This is a genomic window from Synechococcus sp. A15-24, assembly GCF_014280195.1.
Classification (GTDB): domain Bacteria; phylum Cyanobacteriota; class Cyanobacteriia; order PCC-6307; family Cyanobiaceae; genus Parasynechococcus.
In genome coordinates this window covers 2027684-2042608 of sequence record NZ_CP047960.1, presented here as the reverse complement: position 1 = coordinate 2042608, position 14925 = coordinate 2027684, and the positions used below count along the sequence as shown (strand labels likewise).

General features: G+C 61.2%; 17 protein-coding genes. 8 read left to right on the top strand and 9 right to left on the bottom strand.

Annotation, left to right across the window (positions count from 1 at the left end; all coding sequences use genetic code 11):
* Window positions 1-21 precede the first annotated feature (21 nt).
* The 6 genes from nuoH to SynA1524_RS11540 all read left to right on the top strand — a co-directional run bounded on the left by nuoH (window position 22) and on the right by SynA1524_RS11540 (window position 4281).
* The gene (gene nuoH / locus SynA1524_RS11565) at window positions 22-1140 is read left to right on the top strand and encodes an NADH-quinone oxidoreductase subunit NuoH (RefSeq protein WP_186499633.1); all 1119 of its coding nucleotides are present in this window, start codon (window positions 22-24) and stop codon (window positions 1138-1140) included.
* Between the two features lie 74 nt (window positions 1141-1214).
* Entirely contained in the window at window positions 1215-1862 is a 648-nt protein-coding gene (ndhI, locus tag SynA1524_RS11560) for an NAD(P)H-quinone oxidoreductase subunit I (protein ID WP_186498094.1), read from the top strand.
* Entirely contained in the window at window positions 1859-2461 is a 603-nt protein-coding gene (locus SynA1524_RS11555) for an NADH-quinone oxidoreductase subunit J (RefSeq protein WP_186498091.1), read from the top strand. The genes ndhI and SynA1524_RS11555 overlap by 4 nt, the downstream gene beginning before the upstream one ends.
* A gap of 10 nt (window positions 2462-2471) precedes the next feature.
* Window positions 2472-2801 carry an NADH-quinone oxidoreductase subunit NuoK gene (nuoK, locus tag SynA1524_RS11550; protein WP_186498089.1) on the top strand — a complete coding sequence of 110 codons (330 nt, stop codon included), beginning with the start codon at window positions 2472-2474 and terminating at the stop codon, window positions 2799-2801.
* 15 nt (window positions 2802-2816) lie between these two features.
* Window positions 2817-3767: an NAD(+) kinase gene (locus SynA1524_RS11545; RefSeq protein ID WP_186498087.1), complete on the top strand. Its 951-nt coding sequence runs from the start codon at window positions 2817-2819 to the stop codon at window positions 3765-3767.
* 7 nt (window positions 3768-3774) lie between these two features.
* On the top strand, window positions 3775-4281 hold the full coding sequence (locus SynA1524_RS11540; RefSeq protein WP_186498085.1) for a CYTH domain-containing protein: 507 nt from the start codon (window positions 3775-3777) through the stop codon (window positions 4279-4281).
* A 203-nt stretch (window positions 4282-4484) separates the two neighbouring features.
* Here SynA1524_RS11540 and pedR read toward each other — a convergent pair whose 3' ends face one another.
* The gene (pedR, locus tag SynA1524_RS11535; RefSeq protein ID WP_011129121.1) at window positions 4485-4760 is read right to left on the bottom strand and encodes a photosynthetic electron transport-dependent transcriptional regulator PedR; all 276 of its coding nucleotides are present in this window, start codon (window positions 4758-4760) and stop codon (window positions 4485-4487) included.
* An 83-nt stretch (window positions 4761-4843) separates the two neighbouring features.
* Here pedR and SynA1524_RS11530 point away from each other — a divergent pair, with 83 nt between their 5' ends.
* Complete coding sequence (locus SynA1524_RS11530; RefSeq protein WP_186498083.1) at window positions 4844-5737, top strand: methylenetetrahydrofolate reductase; 894 nt, start codon at window positions 4844-4846, stop codon at window positions 5735-5737.
* Here SynA1524_RS11530 and SynA1524_RS11525 read toward each other — a convergent pair.
* The 6 genes from SynA1524_RS11525 to SynA1524_RS11500 all read right to left on the bottom strand — a co-directional run bounded on the left by SynA1524_RS11525 (window position 5722) and on the right by SynA1524_RS11500 (window position 12867).
* On the bottom strand, window positions 5722-6900 hold the full coding sequence (locus SynA1524_RS11525; RefSeq protein ID WP_186499632.1) for a nucleotidyltransferase family protein: 1179 nt from the start codon (window positions 6898-6900) through the stop codon (window positions 5722-5724). The genes SynA1524_RS11530 and SynA1524_RS11525 overlap by 16 nt on opposite strands.
* Before the next feature lie 43 nt (window positions 6901-6943).
* A complete protein-coding gene (locus SynA1524_RS11520; RefSeq protein WP_186498081.1) occupies window positions 6944-7846 on the bottom strand; it encodes a segregation/condensation protein A in 903 nt (300 codons plus the stop codon).
* A 63-nt stretch (window positions 7847-7909) separates the two neighbouring features.
* Window positions 7910-8290 (bottom strand): lipopolysaccharide assembly protein LapA domain-containing protein, encoded by a 381-nt coding sequence (locus tag SynA1524_RS11515; RefSeq protein WP_186498073.1) that lies wholly within the window; start codon window positions 8288-8290, stop codon window positions 7910-7912.
* 67 nt (window positions 8291-8357) lie between these two features.
* Window positions 8358-9998 carry an NAD(P)H-quinone oxidoreductase subunit 4 gene (locus SynA1524_RS11510; RefSeq protein WP_186498071.1) on the bottom strand — a complete coding sequence of 547 codons (1641 nt, stop codon included), beginning with the start codon at window positions 9996-9998 and terminating at the stop codon, window positions 8358-8360.
* A gap of 93 nt (window positions 9999-10091) precedes the next feature.
* Window positions 10092-12101, bottom strand: coding sequence for an NAD(P)H-quinone oxidoreductase subunit 5 (locus SynA1524_RS11505; RefSeq protein ID WP_186498069.1), 2010 nt, complete (start codon window positions 12099-12101; stop codon window positions 10092-10094).
* A gap of 34 nt (window positions 12102-12135) precedes the next feature.
* Window positions 12136-12867, bottom strand: coding sequence for an NnrU family protein (locus tag SynA1524_RS11500; protein WP_186498067.1), 732 nt, complete (start codon window positions 12865-12867; stop codon window positions 12136-12138).
* 79 nt (window positions 12868-12946) lie between these two features.
* On the opposite strand from SynA1524_RS11500, the gene SynA1524_RS11495 reads away from it, so the two are divergent.
* Window positions 12947-13921 carry a LysR family transcriptional regulator gene (locus SynA1524_RS11495; protein ID WP_186498066.1) on the top strand — a complete coding sequence of 325 codons (975 nt, stop codon included), beginning with the start codon at window positions 12947-12949 and terminating at the stop codon, window positions 13919-13921.
* A 4-nt stretch (window positions 13922-13925) separates the two neighbouring features.
* On the opposite strand, the gene SynA1524_RS11490 is transcribed toward SynA1524_RS11495, so the two are convergent.
* A complete protein-coding gene (locus SynA1524_RS11490) occupies window positions 13926-14540 on the bottom strand; it encodes a DUF3172 domain-containing protein (RefSeq protein ID WP_186498064.1) in 615 nt (204 codons plus the stop codon).
* A complete protein-coding gene (locus SynA1524_RS11485) occupies window positions 14537-14884 on the bottom strand; it encodes an NAD(P)H-quinone oxidoreductase subunit M (protein WP_186498055.1) in 348 nt (115 codons plus the stop codon). The genes SynA1524_RS11490 and SynA1524_RS11485 overlap by 4 nt, the downstream gene beginning before the upstream one ends.
* Between the last annotated feature and the right edge of the window lie 41 nt (window positions 14885-14925).

The window sequence follows — 14925 nt, the reverse complement described above, 5'->3', positions numbered from 1 at the left end:
GGCACTTCAGTCGACACCATGGTGAGTCCGGGACTGGACCTTGAACTGAGTTTCAGCCAGGCGCTGCAGGGATTTGGCCTGTCAGAACAGGCCGCAAGGCTGCTCTGGCTGCCTCTTCCGATGCTGCTGGTGCTGGTGGCCGCCGTGGTCGGCGTGCTGGTGTCGGTTTGGCTCGAACGCAAAATCTCAGCGGCGGTGCAGCAGCGGATCGGTCCTGAATACGCCGGTGCCCTTGGTGTGCTGCAGCCTCTCGCCGACGGCCTCAAGCTGCTGGTGAAGGAGGACATCATTCCGGCACGGGCCGACAGCCTCCTGTTCACCCTCGGCCCCGTGTTGGTGGTGATCCCCGTGATCATCTCCTGGCTGATCATCCCCTTTGGTCAGAACCTGCTGATCAGCAATGTCGGCGTCGGCATTTTTCTGTGGATCGCGTTCAGCAGCATCCAGCCGATCGGCCTGTTGATGAGTGGTTACTCCTCCAACAACAAGTACTCCTTGCTCGGTGGTCTTCGGGCTGCAGCTCAGTCGATCAGCTACGAAATACCCCTGGCGCTTGCGGTGCTGGCCATCGTGATGATGAGCAATTCGCTCAGCACGGTTGACATCGTCGGTCAGCAAACCGGCGCCGGCATCCTGAGCTGGAACATCTGGCGCCAACCCGTGGGCTTCCTGATCTTCTGGATCTGTGCCCTGGCCGAGTGCGAACGCCTTCCCTTCGATCTTCCCGAAGCTGAAGAGGAGCTGGTGGCTGGCTACCAGACCGAGTACGCCGGCATGAAATTCGCTCTCTTCTACTTAGCGGGTTACATCAACCTGGTGCTCTCGGCCGTTCTGGTTTCTGTTCTCTACCTCGGGGGCTGGGGTTTTCCGATCCCCGTGGAATGGCTGGCGGGCTGGTTGAACCAGCCGATCGATGCTCCGGTGGTTCAGGTGATCACGGGTTCCGTCGGCATCGTGATGACGGTGCTGAAGGCCTACCTGCTGGTGTTTGTGGCCATCCTGCTGCGGTGGACCACTCCCCGCGTTCGTATTGACCAGCTGTTGGATCTGGGCTGGAAATTCCTGCTTCCTTTGTCTCTGGTCAATCTCCTGGTGACCGCCGCACTGAAACTGGCGTTCCCCGTGGCTTTTGGCGGTTGATCCCTCTGGATCGTTCTGCACCGGCCATCATGGACTCGGTGACCTGACTCTCGCTCTCTTCCAGGCTTCTCGCCATGTTCGGATTTCTCAAACAGGTCGGTGACTACACGCGGGATGCCGTGGATGCCGCCCGCAACCTGGCGCAAGGCTTCTCGGTCACCTTCGACCACATGAAGCGCCGTCCAGTGACGGTGCAGTACCCCTACGAGAAGCTGATTCCGTCGGAGCGGTACCGCGGCCGGATCCACTACGAATTCGACAAGTGCATCGCCTGTGAGGTGTGCGTTCGGGTCTGTCCGATCAACCTGCCCGTGGTCGATTGGGTGATGAACAAGGCCACCAAGAAGAAGGAGTTGCGCAACTACTCCATCGACTTCGGAGTCTGCATTTTCTGCGGTAACTGCGTGGAGTACTGTCCCACCAACTGCCTGTCGATGACCGAGGAGTACGAGCTGTCGGCCTTCGACCGCCATAGCCTCAACTACGACAACGTGGCACTGGGCCGTCTGCCCACCAGTGTCACCACTGATCCTTCGGTGCGTCCCTTGAAGGAGTTGGTTTACCTGCCTGCCGGTGAGATCGATCCCCACGCCGTCGCTGCAGATCGCCCCCGTGCAGGTCAGCTGCCAGCCCAGGTGCTGGAAACCCTGGCACCTCCTGCAAAGGCTGTTGCCAAGAATGAGGGACAATCCAGCGGTGAATCCCTGGAGGGCGAGGCATGAGCATTGCCACCACCACTGAGCTGATCTGTTTCCTGGTGCTGTCCGCGGTCGTGGTGACCGGTGCCCTGGGGGTCGTTCTGCTCAGCAACATCGTGTACTCCGCCTTCCTTCTCGGAGGGGTGTTCATGGCAGTGGCTGGTCTGTATCTGCTGTTGAACGCCAGTTTTGTCGCCGCGGCCCAGGTCCTCGTTTACGTGGGGGCGATCAATGTGTTGATCCTGTTTGCGATCATGCTCGTTAACAAGCGAGAGGACCTCAAGGCCATCGCTGGATTGAATGTTCGACGGGCTGTTTCGGGCGGGGTTTGTCTGGGACTTCTGGCTCTGTTGGTGCGCGTTGTGGTCACCACCCCATGGTCTCTGCCTGGCCCTGCTGCCGTTGGAGAGGAGGCGACTGCTCGCATCGGTGAGCACCTGTTCACCGACTATCTGTTGCCATTCGAGGTGGCGTCTGTGCTGCTGCTGATGGCGATGATCGGTGCCATCGTCCTGGCTCGCCGTGATGTGCTGGCAACGGATGTTGTGACCGGTGAAGTCGCTGATCAGGGCCTGATCGAAAAATCCCGTACACCGCTGCTGGTTGAGCGGCCTTCTTCCTGATTCCTGAACGATGACCGAGCTTCTTTCTCAACTCCCTTCGCTTCAGGCCTATCTGCTTGTGGCCGCGATGTTGTTCTGCATCGGCGTCTGGGGATTGATCAACAGCCGCAACGCTGTGCGGGTGCTGATGAGCATTGAGCTGATGCTTAATGGGGTGAACATCAATCTGATGGCCTTTTCGTCTTATGTCGATGGCGATCTGATCCGCGGGCAAGTGTTCGCTGTGTTTGTGATTACTGTCGCTGCTGCAGAGGCCGCTGTTGGTCTGGCCATTTTGCTGTCGCTTTATCGCAACAGGGTTACCGTCGATATGGAACAGTTCAACCTGCTCCGCTGGTAACCATCCACAGGGGCCATGCGTCTCGATCGGGCCTGGGTGATCTATCGGGCTGACAGCCAGCCGGCTCAACGTGAAGCGCGTCAGTGCGCCAAAGAGCTCAAGGCTCTTGGTAGCGATGTGACCACTGCCATGTCGGGAGCCCGCGTTAACCCATTCCCAGGCCTGTTGGCGACGCAGCAGCAACTGCCTGACCTAGCTGTTGTGCTGGGCGGCGATGGCACTGTCCTGGGGGCTGCCCGCCACCTGGCCGTCTACGACATCCCCATTCTCAGCATCAATGTGGGTGGGCATCTCGGCTTTCTCACCCATGACCGCCGTGTACTGCGGGGGGATGAGATCTGGCAGCGGCTGCTCAATGATCAGTACGCCATGGAGCGGCGGATGATGCTTCAGGCGATGGTGGATCGCCGAAGCGCCGAGGAGCGGGCGGACGCATCGACGCCACTGCAGCAGCCTGATGTCGAGGACGATGACGAGCACCACTGGGCGCTCAATGACTTTTATCTGCGCGCCTACCGCGATGAGATTTCACCCACCTGCACCCTAGAATTGGAAATAGATGGGGAAGTGGTGGACCAGATCCGCGGCGATGGACTTATCCTCTCCACTCCCACCGGTTCCACGGGCTATGCACTTGCGGCTGGGGGGCCGATTTTGCATCCGGGCATTGATGCCATTGTGGTGGCACCGATCTGTCCGATGAGTCTCTCCAGCCGCACGGTGGTGGTCCCGCCGCGGGCCCGTCTGGTGATCTGGCCCTTAGGCGCCGGTGATCATCGGATCAAACTGTGGAAGGACGGTGTTGGCTGCACGGTGCTTGAACCGGGCGAATGCTGCGTGGTGCAGCAAGCCCGCCACCATGCCCAGATGGTGCAACTGAACCAGAGCCCCTCCTACTACCGCACCGTGGCCTCCAAGCTGCACTGGGCCGGAAGCCTGACAGCGGCCCAGCCGTCTCACAACTGAGCGAACCATGGCTGTCGAAATCGAACGACGCTTCTTGTTGACCGGTGAGGGCTGGCGATCTCTGGCGGGAGAACCCCAGCCACTGCGCCAGGGCTACCTGGCCGCCAGCGCCGAAGGCGTCACGGTGCGCGTTCGTCTGCGTGGGGCTGAAGCCGCCTGGCTCAACCTCAAGGCAGCCGCCGATGCCATTGGGTTGGTGCGCCATGAGTTCGAGTACGCCATTCCGGTTGCGGATGCCGAGTCGCTGTGGACCCTGGCCCCCCATCGTCTGGAGAAGACCCGCTACGACCTCTCCTTGGCTGGTGGGGACTGGGTCGTTGACCACTTCGCTGGACGCAATGATCCCTTGCTGCTGGCGGAAGTGGAGCTTCCTTCTGCGCAAACACCCCTTGAGATTCCGTCATGGTGTGGGCATGAAATCACAGGCGATGGGCGCTGGTCCAATGCAGCATTGGCCAGGCGGCCGCTGCAGGATTGGCCTCGGGTGGAACGGCAGGCCTTCGGCTACGCCTGAACAGACCTGGAAACTTCTTTTGATTTCCTTTAGGTTTGAAGGCAGGCGCTTCTCGCTGATGGTGGGCCTTTACGACCGGGAAGGAATGCTGCGCTTTGTTGGCAGCAGCTTGGAGGCCTGCGTCGAATACGCCGCCTTGTTCAAAATCCAATTGTCGCCAAGCTCCCTACAGGAGCTCCCCGAGCCCGCTCAGCCCGGGGTGATCATTCGGGGCCGTCGGCATCTGGAAGGGCACAGCAGTTGAAGCCATCCCGGCAGATCTTGCCGTTGTCCATCGCCCAGTTCAGCAGGGCTACACGGTTTTTCGAGCCGGTCTTGGTGAACACGTTGCTGACGTGGTTATCCACCGTGCGTTTGCTGATGGTGAGCCGGTCAGCGATTTCTTGATTGGTGAGACCCTCGGCCACCAGTTCAATGATCTCAATCTCCCTTGCCGAGAGTGAAATGTTGAGGGGATCGCTTGGATCGCTGCTGGACATGGGCCTCAACCACCCTTTCGACTCATGGTAGTCCCGTCGAATGATCTGATCCTGCATAGTGGGCCCCATCGGCAGTTCAGGGTTTGACGACGGCGCTCCAACGCGCGATTGAGTCCGGTCAGCAGGCGATGACGGCGGAGGTGATGCCCCCCCGGGGGGGAGATCCCACCCACACGCTGACCATGGCGGACCAGCTCAAGGGACGGGTGCATGCTGTCAATGTCACCGATGGCAGTCGTGCGGTAATGCGGATGAGCAGCCTGGCGGTCTGCCGTCTGCTGCTGGATCGAGGCCTGGAGCCTGTGTTGCAGCTGGCATGTCGGGATCGCAATCGTCTGGCGCTGCAGGCGGATCTGCTGGGAGCCCATGCCCTGGGCATCCACAACCTGCTCTGTCTCACGGGTGATCCCGTGCGGGCAGGTGATCAGGCCGATGCCCGACCGGTGAATGAGTTCGAATCGGTGAAACTGCTGCGTCAGGTGACGGCCTTCAACCAAGGGAAGGATCCCGTGAAGGCTGTTTTGCCGGATGGTGCGACGCAACTGTTCGCCGGCTGTGCCGCAGATCCTCAGTCGCGCAGCTGGAGTGGTCTGAAACGCCGCTTGCATCGCAAACACGAAGCCGGTGCTCGCTTTGTGCAGACCCAGATGGTGATGGATCCTGCAGCACTGGAGCGGTTTCAGGTTGAGTTGGCGGGACCGCTGAACCTGCCGGTTCTGGCGGGTGTGTTTCTGCTCAAGTCGGCCAAGAATGCCCGCTTCATCAACCGTGTGGTGCCGGGTGCCTGCATCCCGGAAGACCTGATCCTGCGGTTGGAATCAGCAGACAATCCCGCCATGGAGGGGGTGGCGATCGCGGCGGAGCAGGTGAAGCGGTACCTCGGGATTGTCCAAGGGGTTCATCTGATGGCGATCAAAGCTGAGGAACGGATCCCCCTGGTGCTTGATCAGGCCGGGGCCGGTCAGCTGGCTGCCTGAGTGAGCTCGGTACCCAGGAGTTCCGCCATGGCCTTCTGCTGCGGTGAGGGCTCCACAAGGTCCTGTCGCCGCGCATCGGTGATCAGCCAGTCCAGCGCCGCTTCCTGAAGATCGAAGTGGTCGCCATCCTTGCCCACGCAGTAGCGACCGAACACCAGCTTCTCCACCAGCTGCACACCGGCTCCAATCCGCGAATAGTCGAAGATGATCGAGTTGTCGATCACGGCTCCTTCACAGATGTGGCAGCTGGGGCCGATCATCGTTGGGCCAACAATCGTGGCACCGTCCTCGATCTTGGTCATGCCTCCCACGTAGACCGGACCGCTCACGTTGATCTTGTCCCAGTTGGCGGCCACGTTCAGACCGGTGTAAACACCTGGCTGAATCTCCTTACCGGGAATGCCCACCTGACGCACGTCTCCCAGCAGAACGCTGCGGATGGCCTGCCAGTAATCGGGCACCTTACCGATGTCCACCCACTCGAAATCCATCGGAATGGCATAGAAGGGTGCCCCGAGCTCCGCCAGTTTCGGGAACAGGTCCGAGCCGATGTCGAAGGACACGCCCGACGGGATGTGATCGAAAATTCCCGGCTCGAAGATGTAAATGCCGGTGTTGATCGTGTCACTCAAGGCTTCTTCCACCTTGGGTTTTTCCTGGAAGTGGGAGATCCGGTCTTCAGCGTCGGTGACCACGACGCCGTAGCTGCTCACCTGTTCCTTGGGGACGCGCTTGGTGACAAGGCTGGCCAGGGCACCTTTCTCCCGGTGGCGACGAACCGCTTCGGTGAGGTCGAGATCGATCAGAGCGTCACCGCAGAGCACCACAAAGGTGTCGTCGAAAAAGTTCTGAAAATCCTGAATTTTTTTCAGTCCGCCAGCAGAACCGAGGGCGCTGCCGATCAGTTCGCCATCTTCAATGCGCCCTTCGAAGCTGTAAGCGATCTCGACGCCGAAGCGCTGCCCATCGCGGAAATAATTTTCGATCTCCTCAGCCAGGTGGGAGACGTTCACCATCACCTCGTTGAAGCCATGCTCCTTGAGAAGCTCGAGCAGAAACTCCATCACGGGTTTCTGCAGGATCGGGATCATCGGTTTGGGGATCACATGGGTGATCGGCTGGACCCTCGTTCCCTTTCCGGCCGCCAGGATCATCGCCTTCATCGGCGTTTCTGACATCACAGGATGGTGAAGATTAAACCGCTCCTTAAGCCGCCTGCGTGGTTCGGGTCGGCACTGAATCTGGCACCTCCAACCGGGTGATCGGGAGCTGAGTGAAGCTGCCGCTGGCTGGGATCCGTTTCAGCCGGAGGGGAGCATGCAACCAGCCCTCCTGCTCCAGTTCCACCGCCCCCTGGGAGGACAGAAACAGCAGAGCCCAGAAGACTCCCACCCGATCGGTGTCCAGATCGCCTGGAGCCACGCTGGTCCAGCGCTGCACCAAGCGTTCAAAGTCGATCCAGTCCAGGGCGTCCTCCCAGCTGTTGAGATAAACCCCCAGGGCTGCTGTGGTTTCTGGCAGTTTTTCCCGGTGGGCCAGGCCCGCCACTTGAGCGATCGCTTCACGGTTGCTGAAGCGCCGCTTGCGTTGGCGGCGGCGGGCTTCCAGCTCGTCGGCTTCCAGGTGCTCGGCGATGGATTCCAGTTGTTCGATCAGCTCGCCGAGGGTGACTGGCCGCCGCAACGGCGGCGGGGCCACAGGCCGGCGTTGAAGATGACGTTCCGGTCGACGCGGCAGATCGAAGCTCTGGTCCAGCCATCCCTGGGCGTCGAACTCGGCATCGATGTGCTCCTCCACCTCAACAGGAGGCGGCAAAATGCTGGCTTCAAGCACCTCGGCTTTCAACCCCACCAGCACTGAGGCGGCCAGGAAGGCCTCACTGCTGTCCGCCAGTTCACGTTCATAGCTGCCGCCGCGGCCATCGAGGGCGGCCGCCACCTGCCGTGGCACCTCGATGCGTTGGCGGAGCTGATCCAGAAAGCCGTCCACGACGGCGATCACATCCACATCCCAGGGGTCGAGCTCCCCCTGTTCAGCTGCGTCCTGCAGCAGGCGGATGGCCAGGCGGGCGCCTGCATCAGCACTCTCTTGGCTGGCCACCTGGGGCACGTGTGATCCCGATTGAGCTGAAGGTATCGGTCCTTCAGCTCAGATGCCATTGGCAGACTGGGATCAGGCGGCGTCGCTGCTGTTGTCAGCCCCCTCGCTGCTGCTGCTGCTGACCGTGGTGGCCGGCAGCAGGCCGAGCTGGGTCTGCACCGTGGAGCGATAGCGGTTCAGGTCTGTTTCGAGTTCCTGGATGCGCACCTGCTGCGCTTCAAACTCGCTGGCCTGCGTGATGCGTTCCACATTGTTCAGCATCCCTGTCCAAGCGGCGAAGAACCAGGCGGACACTGCACCAACACCCGACACCAGCAGCAACAGGCCAGCCAGCGGCAGGGTGTAGTTCATCCCGGGCAGAACATGAACGGTGGTAGGGGCGGTGTTTTCGAGGGTGAAGAACACCGTGATCAGTCCGAAGCCGAAGATCAGGCCGAAGTTGATCTGGCGCATGGAAAGGGCCGAATGCGATCAGAACTTACGGACTTCAACGCGCTCTGGGGCAGACCTCGACACTTGTTTACGAGGCTGGAACCGATGGAGCGCTCAGGACAGCCGGCACCGCTTGAGCCTGGCCACGGATCAACGGTGCAGTGGGTTGGGTGATCCGTTCCATGGCACCGAGGTCGCGCCCCACCAGGGCTTCGATCGATCGGCTGTAGCTGTCGGTCATCAGCCGTGGGTAGAGGCCGATGCCAATTATCGGCACCAACAGGCAGCCGATGATGTACACCTCACGCGGTTCTGCGTCCACGAGGTTGGTGTGGGAGACCAGCTCTTGCTTCTCTTTGCCGAAGAAGATCTCCCGCAGCATGGAGAGCAGATAGATCGGTGTGAGGATCACACCGACGGCGGCCAGGCCGCAGATCACCACCCGGAACGGCAGGGTATAGGCCTCATCGGTGGCAAAGCCGGCGAACACCATCAGCTCGCTGACGAAGCCGCTCATGCCGGGCAGAGCCAGGGATGCCAGGGCGCAGACGGTCCAGAGCGCGAACATGGTTCGCATCTTCTGGCCGACGCCCCCCATCTCGTCCAGCTGCAGGGTGTGGGTGCGGTCGTAGGTGGCACCCACGAGGAAGAACAGGCTCGCTCCGATCAGCCCGTGGCTGATCATCTGCAGCATGGCGCCGCTGGTGCCGAGGGCACTGAAGCTGCCCACACCAATCAGCACAAAGCCCATGTGGCTGATGGAGCTGTAGGCGATCTTGCGCTTGAGGTTGCGCTGGGCGAAGGAGGTGAGCGCGGCGTAGATGATGTTCACCACCCCGAGCACGATCAGAAGCGGTGCGAACTGGGCGTGGGCGACAGGCAGCAGCTCGCAGTTGAACCGCAGCAGGGCGTAGCCGCCCATCTTCAGCAGGATGCCAGCCAGCAGCATGTGCACCGGGGCCGTGGCCTCACCGTGAGCATCGGGAAGCCAGGTGTGCAGCGGCACGATCGGCAGCTTCACCCCGAAGGCGATGAGCAGGCCTGCGTAGCAGAGCAATTGGAAGCCACTGCCGAAGTCCTTCGCCGCCAGGGCGGTGTACTCAAAGCTGGGGGTTCCTCCGCCAAAGAAGCCCATGGCAAGGGCCGCCAGCAGGATGAACAGGGAACTGCCGGCTGTGTAGAGGATGAATTTGGTGGCGGCGTACTGGCGCTTCTTGCCACCCCAGATCGCCAGGAGCAGATACACCGGGATCAGTTCCAGTTCCCAGGCCAGGAAGAACAACAGCATGTCCTGTACGGCGAAAACGGCGATCTGGCCGCCATCCATCGCCAGGAGCAGGAAATAGAACAGGCGTGGCTTGAAGCTCACCGGCCAGGCCGCCAAGCAGGCCAGGCTGGTAATGAAGCTGGTCAGCAGGATCAGCGGCATCGACAGCCCATCGGCTCCAACGGACCAGGTGAGACCCAGGTCGGGCAGCCAACTCACCCGTTCGCTCAGCTGCAGTCCGCTGAGGCTGGGGTCATAGCCATTGAGGTAAGCGCTCACCGTGATCAGGAAGGTGATCAGGGTGATGCCAAGGGCGTACCAGCGAATCTGCTTGCCATCTCCAGCATCCGGAATGAACGGCACCAACAGGGCGCCCACGATCGGAACCAGAATGGACAGGCTCAGCCAGGGCACGGTCGCCGCAATGGGGTCACTCGCCCCGGCGACTGCGAATTCGATCACGATCTGTCCCGATCACCACTGGCTGGATCGTAGAAATCACAGCCGAACTGTCATCACCTCGATAGGCGATGACACACATGAGCCAGTGGTTTGTCAGGCGGTTGGTCCGCCGATGACGCCGAACAGAACCACCAGACCGATCACTCCAGCGAACACGATCAGTGCATAGAACTGGGCTCGACCCGTTTCCAGGTATTTCAGACCCTCACCACTGCCAAGGGTGAGCAGGCCGGTGAGATTGACCACACCATCCACAACTTTGGCGTCGACCTCAAGCACTTCCCTGGCCAGCTTGCGGCTGCCACGCACGAACAACTTCTCGTTGATGGCATCGAGATACCACTTGTTGGCCAGGAAGGCGTTGAGGCTGGGGAAACGACCTGCCACCAACTCACCAAGATCAATGCGGTGCAGGGCATAGGCCAGCACCGCAAGGGTGATGCCCACAACCGAAATGGCCACGGAAGCGCCGGCCAGGGGCAGGAACTCGTTCCAGCTGAAATGTTCTGCCATCTCCACGGCTTCCTCCGGATTCAGGAGGCCGGCGAAGCGGCTGTTCCAAGGAGTGCCCAGCAGGCCCACCAGGACCGAAGGCACCGCCAGCACCGCCAGGGGGGCTGCCATGGGCCAGGCAGATTCATGAACGCTGCCGCCATGGGCGTGATGGTCGCCAGGGTCCTTGCCTGCTGCCGTCAGCAGCTGGGCCTGCATGGCCGTGTCGTTGCCGCGGAACTCACCTTCAAAGGTGAGGAAATACAGGCGGAACATGTAGAAGGCGGTCATTCCTGCGGTGAGGAAGCCCACCAGCCAGAGGACGGGGAAGCTGTTGAAGGCCTGGCCGAGAATTTCGTCCTTGCTCCAAAAACCTGCCAGGGGGGGTATGCCGCTGATCGCGATGCAGCCAATGAAGAAGGTGATGGCAGTCACAGGCATCTTCTGGCGCAGACCACCCATCAGCCGCATGTCCTGGGCAAGGACCGGTTCGTGGCCGACCACCTCTTCCATGGCATGGATGACTGAGCCCGATCCCAGGAACAGCATCGCCTTGAAAAAGGCGTGGGTGACCAGGTGGAACAGTCCGGCGACAGGGGCTCCGCAGCCCATGGCCAGCATCATGTATCCGAGCTGCGAAACGGTGCTGTAAGCCAGGCCCTTCTTCAGGTCCATTTGGGTGAGGGCGATCGATGCCCCCAGAAAGCAGGTGATAGTGCCCACCACGGCGATCACGGTCTGGACAATCGGGAACTGGCTGTAGAGCGGATCAAGGCGAGCCACCAGGAAGACTCCCGCGGCGACCATCGTTGCGGCATGAATCAGGGCGGAAATCGGGGTGGGGCCCTCCATCGCATCCGGCAGCCACACATGCAGTGGGAACTGCGCCGACTTGGCCATCGGTCCCAGGAACACCAGCAGGCAAAGCAGAAGGGCGGCCCAAGGGGCCACCGCTCCCGAGCTCAGGCCATCACGCAAACCATCGGCAATGCCCTGGAAATCGAAGCTGCCTGTGGCCCAGAACAGTCCAAGGATGCCCAGCAGCAAACCAAAGTCTCCGACGCGGTTCACCACAAAGGCTTTCTGGGCGGCGTGGGCTGCACCGTCCCGGTCGTACCAGAAACCCACCAAGAGGTAGGAACACATCCCCACCAGCTCCCAGAACACGTAGATCTCTAGGAGATTCGGGCTGATGATCAGCCCCAGCATCGAGCTGCTGAACAGCGCCAGGTAGGTGAAAAAGCGAACGTAGCCCTTGTCGTGGGCCATGTAGCCGTGGGAGTAGACCATCACCAGCAGCGCGATGGTGGTCACCAGAGAGAGCATCACGGCGGCCAGGGGATCCACCACGAAACCCATCGGCAACACGAAGCTGCCGGCGCTGGCCCAGACGAACAAGCTCTCAACCGGCGGAGCGCCAGCCAGCTGTCCGGCAAGGATGGCGTAGCTCAACACCGCGGCTGCACCCACGCAGCTGATCAACAACAGAGCCACCGGCTTGCGCAGCCGGTTGATGGTGCGGTTGAAACTGATCAAGCCAAGGCCAGTGATCACGGCTCCCGCAAGGGGAAGCACCGGGATCAACCAGGCAAGTTCCGCGGCCGAAGGCATCCGCTTTCAACAGATTGCTCGGAGTGTAGGCAGCTCAGCTCAGCAGACTCTCCAGTGCTGAGTTGCGCACCATTGCCGAGGCGGTCGGAATGAAGCGGTGCGCCCACCAGAACACGCCGACTGCAATCAGGATTCCCAGCTGGGCTGGCCTGAGAAATTCACGCCAATCCAACTGCTGTCGGCCATCGATCACTGCCCGAAATGGCAGCACGGATGTGTTGGCTTTCAGGTCGTCAAAGGCCTCGCCAAACCGCTCCTTCAGACGGCGGTCGCCGTGCCAGACCGCGAATAAATGATGGGCGACCAGTCCGAAGCAGGTCACCAACATGAAGCTGCTGCCGATCCACAGGGCATGGGTGATGCACCAGAGGATTTGCCCGATGGCCTGGGGGTGGCGTGAGATGCGGATGATGCCTGTGGCGTACAGCCGAACCTGGGGTTTGAGGACGGCTGGAATCTCCAGGAGGTTGTAGGTAGCGGGGTACAGGAATAGGAAACTGACGGCGGTTCCAATCCAGACCAGCGGCACCATCCCCGGCACCCCCTGCAGGTTCCAGAGGCGGATGCCGTCATAGCGGTGGGCGAGGAACCAGCCGATAACAACGACGGCGGAAGGGATGCTTGCGCTGGCGAACAGCAAACGCCATGCCCTTGCCCCAATCCGGGCTTCAGCGCGTTGCCGCAGGGCCGCACCGCCGCTGTGGATCACAGCAAACAGCACCAGCAGGATCAGCATCACGATGCTGCTGTGGTGGGAAACGGCCATCGGCCTCTGGACATTGCGCCGTGATTCTGGACGCCGGCCGAGGCAGATATAGATTCCAGGCTCTTCCGCATCGCGCGCGGTGGCCGATCTGCCCTTCACGCTGGATCAGCTCCGCATTCTTCGCGCCATCGTCAGCGAAGGAAGCTTCAAAAAAGCGGCCGACAGTCTCTACGTCACGCAGCCGGCCGTCAGCTTGCAAATCCAGAACCTCGAGAAGCAGCTGGAGGTGTCGTTGTTTGATCGTGGGGGGCGGAAGGCGCAGCTGACGGAAGCCGGGCACCTGCTGCTCAGTTATTGCGATCGGATCCTCAGCCAGTGCCATGAGGCCTGCCGTGCTCTGGATGATCTGCACAACCTCAAAGGCGGCTCCCTGATCGTCGGAGCGAGCCAGACCACCGGCACCTATCTGATGCCCCGGATGATTGGTCTGTTTCGGCAGAAGTATCCGGATGTGGCGGTCCAGCTGCAGGTTCACAGCACGCGCCGCACAGGCTGGAGCGTGGCCAATGGCCAGATCGATCTGGCGATCATCGGTGGTGAATTGCCGCCTGAGCTCAACGACCTGCTCCAGGTGGTGCCCTACGCCAGCGACGAGTTGGCTCTGGTGTTGCCGGTGAAGCATCCCCTGGCTCGTCTGGCGGAACTCACCAAGGAGGACCTCTACAGACTGGGCTTTGTCTGCCTTGATGCCCAGTCCACCACGCGGAAGATGGTGGACCAGCTGCTGGCTCGATCCGGGTTGGACGTTCAGCGGCTGCGCATCGAGATGGAATTGAATTCGCTGGAGGCGATCAAAAATGCTGTCCAGGCAGGTCTCGGCGCTGCATTCGTCCCGGTGGTGTCAATCGAGCGGGAGCTGGCGGCCGGAACAATTCACCGCCCGGTCGTGGCGGATCTGCAGGTGCGTCGGCAGCTGAAGCTGATCACCCACCCCGCCCGTTACAGCTCCCGCGCTTCAGCGGCTTTCCGGCAGGACGTGCTGCCGGTGTTCGCCAGTGCCGACAGCCCGTTGCGCCAAGCCAAGCCGTCCCAGCCCCAACCCCTGCAGGCCTGAATGGTCAGAATTGATCGGCTTCCGGCGTAACGCCGGCTGCGTCATCAGCGATACCACGGGTGAGGAACTTGTTTTCGCTGATGTCGGTTTGGTAAACGCAGCGCACTACAGGCTTATCGCGTACAGACCCGATATAAGCAAAGGTGTTCATCCGCTGCTTGCACTCGCGTTCCTGGTTCGCGGTGATGGCTCCTTCCTTGCGCAACACACTCCAGTTCTCTCGTCGGATCACACAGCCGGGCTGAAGCGTGGGTTGGGTGACGAAGCTGCTGGAAGGGTTGAGCGTTGTGTACATCTCAATGTCCATCACGAAGGCGCTGGCCCCCCACTGACGGCAGAACTCGGGATCCGGAACGGCCATGTCCAGCTGCTGAGAGCTGGCGATGTTGCCCTGATCGCCCTGGGTGGTGCTGGTGACCGCACTGCCGATACCGATGCCCACCACCAGAACGCCTGCCAGCACCGCTGCCGTGAGCGTGCTGAATTGGAATCCTCCCTGGCTGTCATTGCCCTGAGGTGGACCGGGGGGGCGTCCATAGCCACCACCGCGGCGCTCAGGCCTGTCGTAGCGATCGGGCCTGTCGTACCGGTCGGCTCTGTCGTAGCGGGAACGGCTCACAACAGGTCCGGTGTGCGAGGAAGACCCATGGAGAAGTTCTGAACTCGGCCATCCGGGTTGTAGCTGAGTTCCCCGGCCTGGAGAAGCTGGCGGATGTAGCCCTCCAGGTCTGTACCGATTCGCCTGAGGCTGTAGTCGCTGAGTTCGCCACCGGCGCCGGCGTCCACCAGCTGTTGAAAGCGCTGTTGCACTTTGCTCACCACGGTGTCCGACCAGAGGAATTCATTGTCGGGATCAAGGTCCAGGGTCAGCTCATCCGCTGATGGCACCAGATCCTGGTTGTCCACCCGTGCCGTGAACAGGCGTACATGGCGGGTGGTGCATTTCAGCAGGGTGTCAGCCATGGCGCGCGATGGGTTCGTGCGACGACTTTAAGAAGCGAATG

Bases quoted from the DNA above. Each gene is read 5' to 3' on its own strand.
- SynA1524_RS11505 (WP_186498069.1), bottom strand. From the start codon at position 12,101: ATGCCTTCGGCCGCGGAACTTGCCTGGTTGATCCCGGTGCTTCCCCTT.
- SynA1524_RS11500 (WP_186498067.1), bottom strand. From the start codon at position 12,867: ATGGCCGTTTCCCACCACAGCAGCATCGTGATGCTGATCCTGCTGGTG.
- SynA1524_RS11485 (WP_186498055.1), bottom strand. From the start codon at position 14,884: ATGGCTGACACCCTGCTGAAATGCACCACCCGCCATGTACGCCTGTTC.
- SynA1524_RS11540 (WP_186498085.1), top strand. From the start codon at position 3,775: ATGGCTGTCGAAATCGAACGACGCTTCTTGTTGACCGGTGAGGGCTGG.
- SynA1524_RS11555 (WP_186498091.1), top strand. From the start codon at position 1,859: ATGAGCATTGCCACCACCACTGAGCTGATCTGTTTCCTGGTGCTGTCC.
- SynA1524_RS11525 (WP_186499632.1), bottom strand. From the start codon at position 6,900: ATGAAGGCGATGATCCTGGCGGCCGGAAAGGGAACGAGGGTCCAGCCG.
- SynA1524_RS11545 (WP_186498087.1), top strand. From the start codon at position 2,817: ATGCGTCTCGATCGGGCCTGGGTGATCTATCGGGCTGACAGCCAGCCG.
- SynA1524_RS11515 (WP_186498073.1), bottom strand. From the start codon at position 8,290: ATGCGCCAGATCAACTTCGGCCTGATCTTCGGCTTCGGACTGATCACG.
- ndhI (WP_186498094.1), top strand. From the start codon at position 1,215: ATGTTCGGATTTCTCAAACAGGTCGGTGACTACACGCGGGATGCCGTG.
- nuoK (WP_186498089.1), top strand. From the start codon at position 2,472: ATGACCGAGCTTCTTTCTCAACTCCCTTCGCTTCAGGCCTATCTGCTT.
- pedR (WP_011129121.1), bottom strand. From the start codon at position 4,760: ATGTCCAGCAGCGATCCAAGCGATCCCCTCAACATTTCACTCTCGGCA.